This is a genomic window from Kribbella pittospori, from assembly GCF_004331465.1.
GTDB lineage: Bacteria > Actinomycetota > Actinomycetes > Propionibacteriales > Kribbellaceae > Kribbella > Kribbella pittospori.
Genome location: NZ_SJKB01000001.1, coordinates 919088 through 935375 on the forward strand (window position 1 = coordinate 919088; position 16288 = coordinate 935375).

The following is a 16288-nucleotide window of genomic DNA, read 5'->3' on the forward strand; positions in this document are numbered from 1 at the left end:
TGTTCCAGTCCCGCTCACTCACGCCCTGGGAGGTCTGCGAAGACATGGCGTCCAGCGACAGTTTCGTGCATCTACACGTGCACACCGAGTACTCCATGCTGGACGGCGCCGCGCGGATCGACGAGTTGTTCAAAACCGCCCATGACATGGGCCAGCCGGCGATCGCGACCACCGACCACGGCTACGTGTTCGGGGCCTACGAGTTCTGGAAGACCGCGAAGAAGTACGACGTCAAGCCGATCATCGGCGTCGAGGCGTACCTGACCCCGCATACGCACCGCAGCGAGCGGAAGCGGGTCAAGTGGGGCGACGCGAACTCGGGTCGCGACGACGTCTCCGGCAGTGGTGCGTACACCCACATGACGTTGCTGGCGAAGAACACCTCCGGCATGCACAACCTGTTCAGGATGAGCTCGCTGGCCAGCCTCGAGGGCTACTACTTCAAGCCCCGGATGGACCGCGAGCTGCTGAACACCTACGGCCAGGGCCTGATCGCGACCACCGGCTGCCCGTCCGGTGAGGTGCAGACCCGGCTCCGCCTCGGGCAGTACAAGGAGGCCGTCGAGGCCGCCGCGGAGTTCCGCGACATCTTCGGCAAGGAGAACTTCTACTGCGAGCTGATGGACCACGGCCTCGGCATCGAGCGGGACATCCAGAAGGATCTGCTCAAGCTGGCCCGGGAGCTGGACCTGCCGCTGGTCGCGACCAACGACCTGCACTACACCAAGCCCGAGGACTCGACCGCGCACGCCGCGCTGCTGTGCGTGCAGTCCGGCTCGACCCTGTCCGACCCGAACCGGTTCAAGTTCGACGCGAACGAGTTCTACGTCAAGACCGCGGCCGAGATGCGCGAGGTCTGGAAGGAACTGCCGGAGGCCTGTGACAACACGCTGCTGATCGCCGAGCAGTGCGACGTCAGCTTCACCGAGGGCGAGGGCCGGTTCATGCCGCGCTTCCCCTGCCCGGAGGGACACAACGAGGAGTCCTGGTTCGTCGCCGAGGTCGAGACCGGCCTGCATTTCCGGTACCCCGACGGCATCCCGGACGCGGTCCGCAAGCAGGCCGAGTACGAGATCGAGGTCATCGTCGGCAAGGGGTACGCCGGCTACTTCCTCGTCGTCGCGGACTTCATCAACTGGGCCAAGAAGAACGGCATCCGGGTCGGCCCGGGCCGTGGTTCGGGTGCGGGTTCGATGTGCGCGTACGCGATGAAGATCACTGACCTGGACCCGCTCCAGCACGGCCTGATCTTCGAGCGCTTCCTGAACCCGGAGCGGATGTCGATGCCCGACTTCGACGTCGACTTCGACGACCGCCGCCGCCCCGAGGTGATCCGCTACGTCACCGAGAAGTACGGCGACGACCGGGTCGCGATGATCGTCACCTACGGCACGATCAAGGCCAAGCAGGCGATCAAGGACGCCGGCCGGGTGCTGGACTACCCGTTCGCGATGGGCGACCGGATCACCAAGGCGATGCCGCCGACCGTGATGGGCAAGGACATCCCGCTGTCCGGCATCTTCGACCCGCAGCACAAGCGGTACTCCGAGGCCGGCGAGTTCCGGCAGCTGTACGAGTCGGACCAGGACGTGCGCAAGATCGTCGACACCGCGCGCGGCCTGGAGAACCTGAAGCGCCAGTGGGGTGTGCACGCGGCCGGCGTGATCATGTCCAGCGAGCCGCTGATCGACCTGATCCCGATCATGCGCCGCGAGCAGGACGGCCAGGTCATCACCCAGTTCGACTACCCGAGCTGCGAGACGCTCGGCCTGGTCAAGATGGACTTCCTCGGCCTGCGCAACCTGACGATCATGGACGACGCGGTCAAGAACGTCGAGGCCAGCCGCGGCATCACGCTGGACCTGGACGAGCTGGCCAAGAGCCTGAACGACGGCCCGACCTTCGAGCTGCTCGGCCGCGGCGACACCCTCGGCGTGTTCCAGTTCGACGGTGGCCCGATGCGGGCGCTGCTGCGGCTGATGAAGCCGGACGGATTCGAAGACATCTCGGCCGTTGGCGCGCTCTACCGGCCCGGCCCGATGGGTGCGAACTCGCACACCAACTACGCCCTCCGCAAGAACGGGCAGCAGGAGGTCTCCTACCTGCACCCGGAGCTGGAGAAGGCGCTGGAGCCGATCCTCGGACCGACGTACGGGCTGATCGTCTATCAGGAGCAAGTGCTGAAGATCGCCCAGGAGCTGGCCGGCTACAGCCTGGGCAAAGCGGACCTGCTCCGCAAGGCGATGGGCAAGAAGAAGAAGGAGGTCCTCGACGCCGAGTACGTCGGCTTCGAGGAGGGCATGAAGTCGAACGGCTTCTCCGCCCAGTCGATCAAGGCGCTCTGGGACGTCCTGGTCCCGTTCTCCGACTACGCGTTCAACAAGGCGCACTCCGCGGCGTACGGGCTGGTCTCGTACTGGACGGCGTACCTCAAGGCGAACTACCCGGCGGAGTACATGGCCGCGGTCCTCACGTCCGTCAAGGACGACAAGGACAAGATGGCCATCTACCTGAACGAGTGCCGCCGGATGGGCATCAAGGTGCTGCCGCCGGACGTGAACGAGTCGGACTCGAACTTCACCCCGGTCGGCACCGACATCCGCTTCGGATTGTCCGCGATCCGCAATGTCGGCGTGAACGTGGTGGCCGAGGTCGTCGCGGCCCGCGAGGAGAAGGGCCGGTTCACCGACTTCGTCGACTTCATCGACAAGGTGCCGCTGCCGGTCTGCAACAAGCGGGTGATCGAGTCGCTGGCCAAGGCCGGTTCGTTCGACTCGATGAACCACGCCCGGCGCGCGGTCGTCGCGGTGCACGAGCAGGCCGTCGACGAGGCGATCGACCTGAAGCGGAACGAGGCACACGGTCAGTTCGACCTGTTCTCGATGGGCGACGACGAGGCGGACGAGGGCGAGGGGAACAGCCGGCTCACCGTCACCGTCCCGGAGATCGAGGAGTGGGACAAGGCGACCAAGCTCGCGCACGAGCGCGACATGCTGGGGCTGTACGTCTCCGACCACCCGCTGTTCGGCGTCGAGCACGTGCTCACCAACGGCAGCGACTGCACCATCGGTCAGCTGCTCGCCGACGAGGACCGGCCGGACGGCTCCCAGGTCACCATCGGCGGCCTGGTCACCGCGGTGCAGCGGAAGGTGAACAAGCGCGGCGACATCTACGCGATCGTCACCATCGAGGACCTGGAAGGTTCGATCGAGGTGATGATGTTCTCCTCGGCGTACCAGTTGCACGCACACCTGCTCACCAACGACGCGATCATCCTGATGAAGGGCCGGGTCCGCCGTCGTGAGGACCGGCTCGAGCTGAGCGGCTCCGAGGTGATCGTGCCGGACCTGACCGAGGGCCCGAGCGGGCCGGTGGTGATCACGATGCCGGTCAACCGGTGTACGCCGCCGCTGGTCGAGCAACTACGGGACGTGCTGCAGTCGCATCCCGGGATGACCGAGGTGCAGTTGCGCCTGCAGGCCCGGCAGAAGACCACGGTGATGCGGATCGGCGACCGGTTCCGGGTGACGCCGACATCGTCGCTGATGGCGGACCTCAAGGCGCTCCTCGGGCCGTCCTGCCTGGCCAGCTGAGGGGACCTGTGAACGAGTTCTCTTCTGCTGTGCGGCACACTGTCGAGGTGAGTCAACAGGAGTCCGCACAGCCCTCGCCGTACGTCGCACCGCCCTCGGGGGTGCAGTTCGGTACGCCGCCGGCCATCGAGCCGGAGATGCCGTGGGCGAAGGCGATCCTGGTGACCGTCGTCGTGTTCCTGGTCGCCGGAGTGGTGGCCGGTTGGGCCTGGCAGCAGTTCTCGCCGCTGGCGCAGTACACGGTCGACGAGCGGGGCGGCGCTCTGGGCGAGGAGCAGATGACCCGGATCTTCGGGCCGGACGGCACGTTCACCTCGATCGGGTTCGTGACCGCGCTGGTGCTCGGCGCTGCTCTCTTCTGGTGGTTGCGCAACTACGGCCCGTGGTCGGTCGCGATCGTCGTACTCGGCGCCTGCATGGGGTCGGGAATCGCGTGGGGCGTGGGCATGCTGCTCGGCCATGAACCGCTGCAGCAGCGACTGGAGGCGGCCAAGCCGGGAGACCTCGTGTCCGCCCCGCTGGAGCTGCATACCTGGACTCCGGCGGCGGCCTGGTTGGTCGGTGCCGCGCTGGCGGCAGCCGTCATCGCTGCCTCCACCTGGCGCAGCGAACCGGTTGCAACCACTTCGCAACCTGGCGCGTCAAACACCCCGCCACCGGTGCACTAGTGTGTCCAGGTCGTGCCGCGCGGGAGCGCCGGACGACCTAGCCGGTGGGTGAGGCCACCGGACCACGCGAGGGAGCATATGTCCGACCAGAACATCCCGCCCAACCCGCCGTACCCAGGCGCCGGCGGTCCGCAACACCCCCAGAACCCGTACGGCGGATCCCCGCAGGGACAGCGTCCGTACGCCGGTCCGCCGCAGGGTCAAGGCCAGTACGGCGGCCCCGCCCAGCACGGCGCTCCGCAGGGACAGCGCCCGATGGGGGCTCCCGGCAACCAGCAGGCTCCGTGGACCCAGGGTGCGCCCCAGGGTGGACCACAGGGTGCACCGCACTACGGCCAGGGCGCGCCGCAGGGTGCACCGCAGTACGGCCAGCCGTCGCAGGGGCAGCCGGGTCAGGCGCCGTACGGGCAGCAGCCTGGCGGTCAGGCGTACGAGCAGCTGAACATCGGCGGTCAGCCGCCGCAGGGACCGGGGTTCGGTCCGGGGGAGTGGCAGCAGGAGCCGAAGAAGCGCCGCGGCAAGGTGATCCCGCTGATCGCCGCGCTGGCCATGGTGCTGGTCGTCGCCGGCGGCGGAATCTTTGCCTACGGCAAGCTGAGCGGCGGCAAGCAGCCGGAGTCCGTGCTGCCGGGCACCGCGGTCGCCTACGCCCGGGTGGACCTGAACCCGTCGGCCGGCCAGAAGGTCGCCGCGATCCGGTTCATGATGAAGTTCCCGTCGGTCAAGGAGAAGCTCGGCCTGACCGGTGAGAAGGACGACCTGCGGCAGAAGCTGTTCGAGCAGATCAAGAAGTACGCCGGTGACGACCTCGCCGACGTGAACTACGAGAAGGACATCAAGCCGTGGCTCGGTGAGCGGGCCGGTCTGGCCGCGCTGCCCGCCGCCGACGGCAAGAAGGACCCGACCGTGGTGCTCGCCGTTCAGGTGAAGAGCGAGAGCGACGCGAACAAGGGCCTCGACAAGCTTCTGGCGAACGAGGACGAGAAGCCGGGGCGAGCGTTCAGCAACGGCTACGTGCTGCTCGCCGACAGCCAGGCGATCGTCGACACGGCGGTCGCGACCGCCAAGGACAACCCGCTGGAGAAGAACGCCAAGTTCACCGCGGACATGGACAAGCTCGGCGAGCGTGGCTTCATGTCGGCGTGGGCGGACATGAAGGGCATCGCCTCGCTGTCCGGAAAGGTCGAGTCCGAGCAACTGGCCGGCCTCGGCGACGCGAGCATGGCGGCGGCGCTGCGGTTCGACTCGCAGTACGTCGAGCTGAAGGGCGTCGCCTCGGGTGACCAGAGCATCAAGGTCAACTCGGCCGACGCCGGTGACCTGATCGGCCAGCTGCCGGACACCACCGCCGGTGCGCTCGCGGTGTCGGGTGGCGAGAGCCTGATCGACACGATGTGGAAGCAGATGGAGAAGGCGGCCAACGGCAACCTCGAGCAGCTCACCCAGGGCTTCGCGGAGGAGACCGGCCTGAAGCTGCCGGACGACCTGAAGGTTGTGCTGGGCAAGAACCTGGCGCTGGCGATCGACAAGGACATGTCGAACGGCCCGAAGATCGCGGCCCGGCTCGAGACCGACCCGGCCAAGGCCGAGCCGGTGGTCGAGAAGCTGACCACGCTGCTGCGGGACAAGTCCCGGGCGAACATCCCGGTCGAGTCGGCCAAGGACGACGACACGCTCGTGCTGGCGACCGACAAGGACTACGCCGACCAGGTGCTGAAGGGCGGCACGCTGGGCCAGAGCGACAACTTCAAGCAGGCCCTGCCCGACACGAAGGGCGCGGTGTCGATCGGCTACATCGACTTCGAGGCCGCAGGTTCCCTGAGCGAGCGCTTCAGCTCCGACAAGGACCTGGCCGCGCTCAAGTCCGGCGGCTTCGTCGCCCGCTCCACAGGCGACGGCCAAGCCGACTTCACCCTCCGGGTGGTCGCGAAGTAGTTCCAACTCGAGAGCCCGGACAGCCTGTGCACAGGCTGTCCGGGGTTTTCTTGTGGAGCGATGTCGAAAACGCCGGCGTGGCTTCTACCTCCTGAGTGAAAGCACCTTTCACCCCGAAGGAGTACTCAGATGAACCATCTCACTGCCATTCGGACCGTCGGCGTACCTGTCACCGACCAGGATCGGGCGGTTGCGTTCTACACCGAGACGCTGGGGTTCGAGCTGTTGATGGATGCTCCGCTGCCGCAGTTCGGCGGTCGCTGGATCGTGGTCACGCCGCCCGGCGCCGCGGCCGGCATCGCGCTCACCCCGGCCAGGGACGACAGTCCGGCCGGCATCGACACCGGCATCCGCCTGTCCAGCCCGGACGCGGAGGCGGCGCACGAGCACTTCCTCGCCGCAGGCGTCGAGACCGACGAACTGCTGAAGTGGCCGGACGTCCCGCCGATGTTCAGCCTCCGCGACCAGGACGGGAACCGGCTGTACGTCTCTCAGGAATGACCGGGCAACGTCACGCCGGTGAGCGCGGCGCAGGCGTCCAGGAAGGCTGCCTGCACCTCCGGATCGGACGCCGCCGGATGCGTCCGATGCGGCCGCAGGTGGTAGTAGTACCCACCGCTCGGCGTGCTCGCCGCCGTGGCGAGCCAGACCTGGGTCAGGTGCGCCTGGCCCAGGTCACTGGGCGCACCGCGGCCGCCCATCTTGGTCGGGACCCAGCCCGGATCCAAGGCGTTCGACAGTACGTCGGGCCACAACCGGGCGACCGCGAACGCGAGGATCACGTCGTGGAGCTTCGAGTCCGAGTACGCCTGCGCTCCGCGCCACCGGCGCCGTACCCACTGCAGGTCATCGAGTACGACGTCCCCGCTTTCGTGCATGCCCGAGCTCAGATAGATCAGCCGTTCCGGCCGATCGATCAGAGCGGTCAGCAGGTACGGCGCCAACGCGTTGACGGCGAACACGTGTTCCAGACCGTCGACGGTCTCGATCCGTGGTTCCTGATAACCCACCGCCGCGTTGTGGATCACCGCGTCGAACCGGCCAGACTCGTTCGCCTGCCGGGCCAGGTCGCGCGTCTCCGCGATACTCGCAAGATCGCCGGTCAGCGCGGCCTCTGCCCCGGGCAGAGCGGCCATCGCATCGGCAGCACGGGCTTCGTTGCGGGCATGGAGTACGACGTCGTGCCCTTGATCGATGAGCTCGGCCGCGGCCAGCCGGCCGAGGCCGTCGGCGGAACCGGTGATCAGGATGCGTGCCACGGTGTCTACTCTGCCAGGTCAGACGAGGACGTGGCCGCCGTCGATGGTGACGATGGTGCCGGTCGCGTAGCCCTGGTTCATCAGGTAGACGTACGCCGCGGCGATGTCGGCCGGCTCGCCGACCCGGCCGACCGGGAGATGCTTGGCGGTGACTTCATAGATGGACTCGTCCGGCCACAGCGGAGTGCGAACGACACCGGGCTTCACGGCGTTCACCCGGATTGGGGCCAGCTCGACGGCAAGCGCGCGGACTAGCGAGTCCACCGCCCCGCAGATGCTCGCCGCGACCGACCAGCCTGGTCCTGGGCGATCTCCAGCGGCGCCGGTGGTCAGTACGACGGAGCCACCCGGGCGGATCTTTGAGGTAGCGGCGCTGACGGCACCGAGCGCACCGAAGTACCGCAGCTCGAACGCCGCGTGTGCCTGTGCCAGATCCATCGATGCGACCTCGAGCAAGGTGAGCGGCTCACCGGCCGTGAAGACGAGATGGTCGAACGGGTCGAGGCGATCGAAGAATGCCGTGACCGCCGCCGTGTCCGTCAGGTCCAGAGCCTCGCCGGACGCGGTCTCGGGGAGGGTGTCCAGCGCTCGCTTCACGGACTCGGGGTTGCTGGAGGCAACGATTACGGTGGCACCCTGGGCGGCGGCGAGGTGGGCGGTCGCGAGCCCGATCCCCGACGTACCGCCGAGGATGACAACGCGCTGATCCTGCAAACTCATCAGAAGACTGCCTTTCGTGGTGGGGGATTCCTTTCCACGATGCGGTCGTCCGGCCGCCCGAGTCCAAGACCTGTTCGGGCGTCTGTAATACCCTGAAGGTATTATGGACGTCGACCTCCGCAAGCTCAGGTACTTCGTCGCCGTCGCCGAGGAACTGCACTTCGGGCGGGCGGCGGAGCGATTGCACATCGCCCAGCCGGTGCTCTCCCGGCAGATCCGCGCCCTCGAGGATGAGCTCCGGGCGCAACTCTTCGTCCGAACGAAGCGAGCAACCGAGCTCACGCCGGCCGGTCGTCAGTTGCTCGACGACGCCCGACCGCTACTGGCCTCAGCCGAAGCCGTGCGACGACGCGTCACTCAAGCAGTTCGGGGACCGAAGACCTTCACCGTCGGCTTCATGCCCGGCATCACGGTGACCCCGGCGGTCCGCGCCTTCGCCGCAGCACATCCAGAGGTCGAGGTCGAGGTGATCCGCACGACCTGGGACGACCAGGTGGACGTCCTGCACGACGGCCGCGTCGACGTCAGCATCGTGCGGCTGCCGATCGACCAGCAGGGCTTGAGCATCCGTCCGCTCTTCGAGGAGCCCCGAGTCGCGATGCTCCCGTCCGACCACCGTCTGGCCGGTAAACCGGTCATCGACATCGCCGACCTCGCCGACGAACACCTGCTCCAGGAGCCGGACGCCGTTCCGGAATGGCGTGACATCGCGCTGGAACTGCGTACCCGGGGTCCGAAGCCGCTGCCTGTCCTCCGCAGCGTCGAGGAGAAACTCGAACACGTCGCCAGCGGCACCGGCATCTCGATCCTCCCGCTGTCGGTCGCCACCTTCTACCACCGTGCCGACGTCGCCGCAGTACCGGTGAACGACCTCGCGACCAACAAGGTCTGCCTGGCCTGGATCGCCTCCCGCCGCTCGCGCCTGCTCTACGACTTCGCCAACCTGGCCACCACCGTCGAGTGGATCCCGCAACGCTGAACTCCTCCGGTGTCACTATCGAAGGATGGTGAAGTCGGGGGTGGCGGCGCTGGTCGTGCTGACGTTGGTTGGTTGTTCGGGTGGGGACCCGCCGGCGAGTACGCCGGTCACGGCTGCCATCTTCCTTGATCCGGCGACGACACCGCTCGATCCGGCGAAGGCGAAAGCCTTGCAGGACGTGCTCGCGAAGGTCGTCGCGACGCCGGAGCTCGAGTCCGGCTCGCGGGGAGTGACGGCCACGGTCGTCACCGATCGGTGGACCTGGTCCGGGGCGGCGGGGAAGGACGCCCGGGGTACGGCGCTGACCGCGGACACGAGCATGGCGGTCGCGAGCATCACGAAGACGTTCGTCGCGGCGGAGGTGATGCTGCTCGCCAAGGCCGGGAAGGTCGACCTGGACAAACCGATCTCGACGTACGTGAAGCACAAGCTGACCGCGAACAACGCGACCGTCCGGCAGCACCTCTCGATGACGTCCGGCGTGCCGAACTACCTGCCCGTCGACTACGCGCGGATGGACAAGGCGATCTCGGCCGCGCCAAGTGAGCACTGGACGCATGAGCAGGCGTTGTCCTACGACACCGCGCCGGTCGGAGCGCCGGGCAGCACCTACAACTACAGCAATCCCAGCTACGTACTGCTCGGGCTGGTGATCGAAAAGGTGACCGGACTGCCGCTGGCGACCGTCCTGCGCCGGGACCTGGCGACGCCGGCAGGGCTGCGGCACGCTGCCTTCCAGGACGGCGAGAAGCCGCAGCCGCCCGTCGTGGTCGACGCCAATCCCGGGTGTGGCCCGGTGAACGACGGCTACCTCCCGTGCCGCTCGATCGCCAGCTTGTCGGCGGCGAACGGAGGGCTCGCCGCCGACGCGCCGACGATCGCGCGCTGGGGATACCAACTGTACGGCGGCCGCGTACTTCCGGCCGACCTGGTGAGCGAGATGACCAAGGGCGAGGGTGAGTACGGGCTGGGGACGATGCGCTTCACCGGCCGGTTCGGCATCGGTACGGCGTTCGGCCACCGCGGTGAGATGCCCGACCACACCAGCCTCCTGGTCGTGATCCCGGAAAAGCGGCTCTCCGCAGCCCTCCTCCTTGCCGACGGCAACAAACAGGTCGACACCGCAATGACCGACCTCCTCACCACCCTCCAGCCCTACCTGAACTAACCCTCAGCGGCGCACGCGGTAGCGGATGTGGGTGGCTGCTGGGGTGTCTATGACGCGGACGACGTCCAGTTCGATGCGGTTCGGTAGGACGTCGAAGAGGCGGAGGCCCTCGCCGAACAGGACCGGGACCTGGTCGATCTGCAGTTCGTCGAGGACGCCGGCCTCGAGGGCCTTCTGGGCGGTGACCGCACCGTGGACCAGGACGTCCTTGTCCCCGGCCGCGGCCTTTGCCTGCGCCATCGCGGTCTCGATGTCGGAGACGATCTTCACCTGCGGGTACTTCTCCTCGATCTCCGGCGCCGGCTGGCGGCTGAGCACGAAGATCGGTACGCCGTCGTGGTGTTCCCCGCCGTAGTAGTCGACCTGTTCGGCGGTCCGCCGGCCGACCAGCACCGCGCCGGTCGCGTTCAACTCGTCCCAGACCTCACCCGCCGGCCCCTCCGGCCGGCCGAACTCGCCGTCCGGCCGCTCGTACCACTTGTGCAACCGCATGAAGCCGTCGCCGCCCGGGTTGCCCGGACGGTCGTTCGGTCCCGCGATGTACCCGTCGAGGGACATCGCCATCAACAACACCGATGAAGACATGATCCTGCTCCTTCACTCCGCAGAGCGCGGCCGACCCGCGCTCATACCCTCGCGTCGAAGGAACCCGGCCGGACTCGACATCAGTCAGGCGCGGACAGCGCCTCCAGGACGCCCTCGCCGTACTTGGCCAGTTTGTTCTCGCCGATGCCGCTGATCGTGCCCAGCGCGGCCAGGCTGCCGGGAAGGTCGGTCGCAATCTGCCGCAGCGTCGCGTCGTGGAAGATGACGTACGCCGGAACGCCCTGCTCCTTGGCGACGGCGGCACGCCAGATCCGCAGCCGCTCGAAGACCGGAGCCGCCTCAGGGGAGAGGTCCGCAGCCGCCTTCTTCTTCGACCCAGAGGAGGACTTCGAGCGCACCCGCTCCGGCTCCCGGCGCATCATCACCTCGCGCCGCCGGCCGAGCACCTCACCGCTCTCGTCGGTGAGCACCAGCGTCCCGTAGTCGCCCTCGACCGCGAGCAGCCGCAGCGCCAGCAACTGCCGGATCACGCCGCGCCACTCGGTGTCCTTGAGCTCGGTCCCGATGCCGAACACGCTCAGCTGGTCGTGCCGGAACTGCTTGACCTTCTCGGTCTCCTTGCCGAGCAGGATGTCGATCAGCTGGCCGGCGCCGAACTTCTGGCCCCGCTCGTGCTGCAGCCGGTACACGGTCGACAGCAGCTTCTGCGCCGCGATCGTCCCGTCCCACGACTCCGGCGGGATCAGGCAGGTGTCGCAGTTCCCACACGCGTCGCCGTGCTGACCGAAGTACGCGAGCAGTTGCGACCGGCGGCACTGCACGGTCTCGCACAACGCGAGCATCGCGTCGAGATGCGAACTGAGCCGGCGCCGATGCGCGAGGTCGCCCTCGGACGTGTCGATCATCTTCCGCTGCTGGACGACGTCCTGCAGTCCGTACGCGAGCCACGCGGTCGACGGCAGCCCGTCGCGGCCGGCGCGGCCGGTCTCCTGGTAGTAGCCCTCGACCGACTTCGGCAGATCGAGATGCGCGACGAACCGAACATCCGGCTTGTCGATGCCCATCCCGAACGCGATCGTCGCGACCACGACCAGCCCGTCCTCGCGCAGGAACCTGGCCTGGTTGGCGGCGCGGGTCCGGCTGTCCAGGCCGGCGTGGTACGGCACGGCCTCGATCCCGTTCTGGGTCAGGAAGGCCGCGGTCTTCTCGACGCTGTTGCGCGACAGGCAGTAGACGATGCCCGCGTCGCCGGCGTGCTCGGTCCGGAGCAGGTCGAGCAACTGCCGCTGCGGGCTGTCCTTCGAGACGATCCGGTACTGGATGTTCGGCCGGTCGAAGCTCGCGACGAAGTGCTTCGCATCCGTCAGCTTCAACCGGGTCGCGATCTCCTGATGCGTCGCCTCGGTCGCCGTCGCGGTCAACGCGATTCGCGGTACGTCGGGCCAGCGCTCGTGCAACTCCGACAGCATCAGGTAGTCGGGCCGGAAGTCGTGGCCCCACTGGGACACACAGTGCGCTTCGTCGATCGCGAACAGTGCGATCTTGCCCTGGTCGAGCAGCCGGACGGTCGACTCCACCCGCAGCCGCTCAGGGGCGAGGTAGAGCAGATCCAGCTCGCCGGCCAGGAACGCCTGCTCGACCTCACGCCGCTGCTCGAAGTCCTGGGTCGAGTTGAGGAACCCGGCCCGGACCCCGAGCGCGGTCAGCGCGTCGACCTGGTCCTGCATCAACGCGATCAGTGGCGAGATCACCACGCCCACGCCGGATCTGACCAGCGCCGGGATCTGGTAGCACAGCGACTTGCCACCGCCGGTCGGCATCAGCACCAAGGCGTCCCCACCGGCCACGACCGTGTCGATGATCTCGGCCTGCTGACCGCGGAAAGCGTCGTACCCGAAGACTCGGCTCAGTACTTCGACGGCTTCGGAAACGGGCAGCCCGGATGTCTCGGTCACCCCGCGAGTCTAGTGAGATCGCCGCGCCGATGCTGGGCGTGCAGCACGAACCTGTGGATTACCTGGGGATCTCGCCGCGATAGGTCCCGACGCTCCAAAAGTTGCCCTCCGGATCTGTGACGGTGAAGCCACGGGAGCCGTAGTCGGCGTCCTCGAGTCCCCGCACGACGGCGGCGCCTGCGGCGGTGGCTCGGGCAAACAACCCGTCCGGGTCGTCGTGGACGAGATAGACCGACTGCTGCTGATCGGCGAGCTTGTCGAATTCGTTGGGCTCCTCGCTGCGGTCCGACGAGCTGACCATCACGCCGCCACCGGTCGGCCACGCCAACTCCGCGTGCGCGATGGATCCCTCGCCGATTCCCGGATAGGAGGACACCTCCGTGAAGCCGAGAGCCTCGGTGAGGAACCTCAGTGCGGCCGGCCCGTTCCGGTAGACGAGGGTCGGCCAGACTCCGATCACGGTCTGCTGTTCAGTCGTCGTGTTCATACCTCCAACTCTTCGGCCCAGGCCGGGACGAAGTCTTGAACGTTTGGGAGCTCCTCGGCCAGCCACTGCCGCGGCGAGCAGCCCGCGATCGCCTGCCACTCCCGGGTCAGATGCGCCTGATCGGCGTACCCGAACTCCGCGGACAGGTCGGCCAGCCGGATCGTGGGCTGCCGTCGCAACCGCCCGACCGCCCGCTCGAACCGCAGCACCCGTGCCGCGACCTTGGGCGCCAGCCCGAACTCGGCGGTGAACCGATCAGTCAAATGCCGCCGGCTCCAACCCACCTCGGCCGCCAGTTGTTGTACGCCGATCGCCCCACCGGCGTCGCGCAGTCGTCGCCAGGCCCAGCCGACCTCCGGACGCACCTCGTGCGCGGGCGTGTCCGCCATCCGTCGGAGGAACAGCGTCTCGAGCAGGTCCATGCGCTCGTCCCAACTCGGGGCCTCCCGCAGTTGCTCCGTCAGCACGCGGGCCGGCCGGCCGAGCACCTCGTCGAGGCCGACGACGGTGGACGCGAGCTCACCGGGTGGCAGGCCGAGCAGGACGCGCGCCGCGGCCGGTGTCAGCGACAGTTGGACGCCCGCCCGGCTGGGGGTCGCGCCGATGTGGACCGCGGTCGAGTGCAGTCCGCCGACCAGCGCGTCGTACTTCTCCACCGGACTGCCGGGCCAGGCGACGCCCAGCGGATCGTCGAGGGTGATGACAAGCGTCAGGTACCGCGACGGCAAGCCGCGGTGCAGGTCAGGCGGATCGCCGTGGTACGCGTACCCGCTCACGTCACCGACGTACGGGCGCAAGGCAGGGTGCACCGCTCGCGTGTGGTGCTCCATCCCAGCCATGACCTCAGGCTAGATCCGGCGTCCGACAGAATCATCCGCTCCACAATCCGGGACCCGCGTACCGCCATCCGGACGCACGTGGCAACATCGGAGGGGTCGTTCTACTGCGAGGAGAGTGCCGTCGTGCCAGCCCTGAGGTCCCGTACCGTCACCCACGGCCGCAACATGGCCGGCGCCCGCGCCCTCATGCAGGCCTCCGGGGTCGCCCGGGAGGACTTCGGCAAACCGATCGTCGCGGTGGCGAACAGCTTCACCGAGTTCGTCCCCGGCCACACCCATCTGGCGCCGGTCGGCCGGATCGTGTCCGAGGCGATCCACGCGGCCGGCGGGATCGCGCGCGAGTTCAACACGATCGCCGTCGACGACGGCATCGCGATGGGCCACGGCGGCATGCTCTACAGCCTGCCGTCGCGGGACCTGATCGCCGACTCGGTCGAGTACATGGTCGAGGCGCACTGCGCCGACGCGCTGGTCTGCATCTCGAACTGCGACAAGATCACCCCCGGCATGCTGAACGCCGCGCTCCGGCTGAACATCCCGACCGTGTTCGTGTCCGGCGGCCCGATGGAGGCCGGACGGGCCACGCTGGTCGACGGCAGCGTGCGCAAGCTGGACCTGATCGACGCGATGTCCGAGGCCGTCAACGAGAACGTCTCCGACGCCGACATCCTGCGGATCGAGGAGAACGCCTGCCCGACCTGCGGCTCCTGCTCCGGCATGTTCACCGCGAACTCGATGAACTGCCTGACCGAGGCGATCGGCCTCTCGCTGCCCGGCAACGGCTCAGTGCTCGCCACCCACACCGCGCGCAGGGCCCTGTACGAGAAGGCCGGCGAGACCGTCGTACAGATCACCAAGCGGTACTACGACAACGACGACGCGACTGTGCTGCCGCGGAACATCGCGACGAAGGAAGCGTTCGGGAACGCGATGGCGCTGGACATCGCGATGGGCGGGTCGACGAACACGATCCTGCACCTGCTCGCGGCCGCGCAGGAGGCGGAGGTCGGCTTCGACCTGGACGACATCAACGCGGTCTCGCGCCGGGTGCCGTGCCTGGCCAAGGTCGCGCCGAACGTCGCGCCGGGCGGGACGTACTACATGGAGGACGTGCACCGGGCCGGCGGCATCCCGGCGATCCTCGGCGAGCTGCACCGGGCCGGACTGCTGAACGAGGACATCCACACCGTGCACAGCGACTCGATCGACGAGTGGCTGAAGACGTGGGACCTGCGCGGTGGTTCGCCGTCGCCGGAGGCCGTCGAGCTGTGGCACGCGGCACCCGGGTGCAAGCGGTCGGCGACCGCGTTCTCGCAGTCGGAGCGGTGGGAGACGCTCGACACCGACGCGGCCGGCGGATGCATCCGCGACCTCGAGCACGCGTACTCGAAGGACGGCGGCCTCGCCGTACTGAAGGGCAATCTGGCGGTCGACGGCTGCGTCGTGAAGACGGCCGGGGTGGACGAGTCGATCTGGACGTTCCAGGGTCCTGCGGTGGTGTGCGAGTCGCAGGAGGAAGCGGTCGAGAAGATCCTGGCCAAGCAGGTCCAGCCGGGCGACGTCGTGGTGATCCGGTACGAGGGTCCGAAGGGTGGCCCGGGGATGCAGGAGATGCTGTACCCGACGTCGTTCCTGAAGGGCCGTGGCCTGGGCAAGGTTTGCGCACTCGTCACCGATGGCCGCTTCTCCGGCGGTACGTCGGGGCTGTCCATCGGACACGCGTCCCCGGAGGCCGCGTCCGGCGGGACCATCGCGTTGGTCCAGGACGGCGACCAGATCCGCATCGATATCCCGAACCGCTCGATCGAGCTCCTGGTCGACGAGGCCGAGCTGACCGTACGCCGGGATGCCCTCGCCGGCGTCTACGCGCCGAAGAATCGTGAGCGCAAGGTCTCGCAGGCTCTCCGCGCGTACGCCGCCATGGCGACCAGCGCCGACAAGGGCGCAGTACGCGACGTGAGCAAGCTCGGCTGACTGTCCACTACCCCTCCGCCCAACTCACGGTCCCCGCGGCCAACCACCCCGCCCACCGCATTCAAGCGGATCTCCCCGCGACTTGTGGGTTCTCCCTTCGAACACCAGGGGAGAACCCACAACAGAAGCGGAGATCCCCTCGAATGCGAGGAGCGGACGCGTTGG

At 68.1% G+C, this 16288-nt stretch carries 13 protein-coding genes; 7 read left to right on the forward strand and 6 right to left on the reverse strand.

Going from position 1 to position 16288, the window contains the following annotated elements:
• Positions 1 to 44: 44 nt before the first annotated feature.
• The 4 genes from dnaE to E0H73_RS04220 all read left to right on the forward strand — a co-directional run bounded on the left by dnaE (position 45) and on the right by E0H73_RS04220 (position 6697).
• Positions 45 to 3593, forward strand: a complete 3549-nt coding sequence (gene dnaE, locus E0H73_RS04205; protein WP_131351450.1) for a DNA polymerase III subunit alpha — start codon at positions 45 to 47, stop codon at positions 3591 to 3593.
• 47 nt (positions 3594 to 3640) lie between these two features.
• The gene (locus E0H73_RS04210; RefSeq protein ID WP_238163794.1) at positions 3641 to 4261 is read left to right on the forward strand and encodes a hypothetical protein; all 621 of its coding nucleotides are present in this window, start codon (positions 3641 to 3643) and stop codon (positions 4259 to 4261) included.
• Positions 4262 to 4339: 78 nt separating this feature from the next.
• Entirely contained in the window at positions 4340 to 6196 is a 1857-nt protein-coding gene (locus E0H73_RS04215) for a DUF3352 domain-containing protein (protein WP_131351456.1), read from the forward strand.
• Positions 6197 to 6325: 129 nt separating this feature from the next.
• Positions 6326 to 6697 (forward strand): VOC family protein, encoded by a 372-nt coding sequence (locus tag E0H73_RS04220; RefSeq protein ID WP_131351459.1) that lies wholly within the window; start codon positions 6326 to 6328, stop codon positions 6695 to 6697.
• On the opposite strand, the gene E0H73_RS04225 is transcribed toward E0H73_RS04220, so the two are convergent.
• Positions 6688 to 7455, reverse strand: a complete 768-nt coding sequence (locus tag E0H73_RS04225; RefSeq protein WP_131351462.1) for an SDR family NAD(P)-dependent oxidoreductase — start codon at positions 7453 to 7455, stop codon at positions 6688 to 6690. The two genes, E0H73_RS04220 and E0H73_RS04225, sit on opposite strands and share 10 nt — an antisense overlap.
• A gap of 18 nt (positions 7456 to 7473) precedes the next feature.
• A complete protein-coding gene (locus tag E0H73_RS04230) occupies positions 7474 to 8175 on the reverse strand; it encodes an SDR family oxidoreductase (RefSeq protein ID WP_131351465.1) in 702 nt (233 codons plus the stop codon).
• Between the two features lie 103 nt (positions 8176 to 8278).
• Between E0H73_RS04230 and E0H73_RS04235 the strand changes: the two genes are divergently transcribed.
• Positions 8279 to 9154: a LysR family transcriptional regulator gene (locus E0H73_RS04235; protein WP_131351468.1), complete on the forward strand. Its 876-nt coding sequence runs from the start codon at positions 8279 to 8281 to the stop codon at positions 9152 to 9154.
• Positions 9155 to 9179: 25 nt separating this feature from the next.
• Positions 9180 to 10322, forward strand: coding sequence for a serine hydrolase domain-containing protein (locus E0H73_RS04240; RefSeq protein ID WP_131351471.1), 1143 nt, complete (start codon positions 9180 to 9182; stop codon positions 10320 to 10322).
• Positions 10323 to 10325: 3 nt separating this feature from the next.
• Here E0H73_RS04240 and E0H73_RS04245 read toward each other — a convergent pair whose 3' ends face one another.
• The 4 genes from E0H73_RS04245 to E0H73_RS04260 form a co-directional block, all read right to left on the reverse strand.
• The gene (locus E0H73_RS04245; RefSeq protein ID WP_131351474.1) at positions 10326 to 10907 is read right to left on the reverse strand and encodes a dihydrofolate reductase family protein; all 582 of its coding nucleotides are present in this window, start codon (positions 10905 to 10907) and stop codon (positions 10326 to 10328) included.
• Between the two features lie 80 nt (positions 10908 to 10987).
• Positions 10988 to 12823, reverse strand: coding sequence for a DNA helicase RecQ (gene recQ, locus E0H73_RS04250; protein ID WP_131351477.1), 1836 nt, complete (start codon positions 12821 to 12823; stop codon positions 10988 to 10990).
• A gap of 58 nt (positions 12824 to 12881) precedes the next feature.
• The gene (locus E0H73_RS04255) at positions 12882 to 13310 is read right to left on the reverse strand and encodes a VOC family protein (RefSeq protein WP_131351480.1); all 429 of its coding nucleotides are present in this window, start codon (positions 13308 to 13310) and stop codon (positions 12882 to 12884) included.
• Complete coding sequence (locus tag E0H73_RS04260; RefSeq protein ID WP_131351483.1) at positions 13307 to 14149, reverse strand: AraC family transcriptional regulator; 843 nt, start codon at positions 14147 to 14149, stop codon at positions 13307 to 13309. Before E0H73_RS04260 ends, E0H73_RS04255 begins: the two co-directional genes overlap by 4 nt.
• A 123-nt stretch (positions 14150 to 14272) precedes the next feature.
• Between E0H73_RS04260 and ilvD the strand changes: the two genes are divergently transcribed.
• Positions 14273 to 16123 carry a dihydroxy-acid dehydratase gene (gene ilvD / locus E0H73_RS04265; protein ID WP_131351486.1) on the forward strand — a complete coding sequence of 617 codons (1851 nt, stop codon included), beginning with the start codon at positions 14273 to 14275 and terminating at the stop codon, positions 16121 to 16123.
• Positions 16124 to 16288: the final 165 nt, after the last annotated feature.

Excerpts from the sequence above, each read along its gene's own strand:
- dnaE (WP_131351450.1), top strand. The coding sequence starts at position 45 with ATGGCGTCCAGCGACAGTTTCGTGCATCTACACGTGCACACCGAGTAC.
- E0H73_RS04215 (WP_131351456.1), top strand. The coding sequence starts at position 4,340 with ATGTCCGACCAGAACATCCCGCCCAACCCGCCGTACCCAGGCGCCGGC.
- E0H73_RS04220 (WP_131351459.1), top strand. The coding sequence starts at position 6,326 with ATGAACCATCTCACTGCCATTCGGACCGTCGGCGTACCTGTCACCGAC.
- E0H73_RS04230 (WP_131351465.1), bottom strand. The coding sequence starts at position 8,175 with ATGAGTTTGCAGGATCAGCGCGTTGTCATCCTCGGCGGTACGTCGGGG.
- E0H73_RS04235 (WP_131351468.1), top strand. The coding sequence starts at position 8,279 with ATGGACGTCGACCTCCGCAAGCTCAGGTACTTCGTCGCCGTCGCCGAG.
- E0H73_RS04240 (WP_131351471.1), top strand. The coding sequence starts at position 9,180 with ATGGTGAAGTCGGGGGTGGCGGCGCTGGTCGTGCTGACGTTGGTTGGT.
- E0H73_RS04245 (WP_131351474.1), bottom strand. The coding sequence starts at position 10,907 with ATGTCTTCATCGGTGTTGTTGATGGCGATGTCCCTCGACGGGTACATC.
- E0H73_RS04255 (WP_131351480.1), bottom strand. The coding sequence starts at position 13,310 with ATGAACACGACGACTGAACAGCAGACCGTGATCGGAGTCTGGCCGACC.
- E0H73_RS04260 (WP_131351483.1), bottom strand. The coding sequence starts at position 14,149 with ATGGCTGGGATGGAGCACCACACGCGAGCGGTGCACCCTGCCTTGCGC.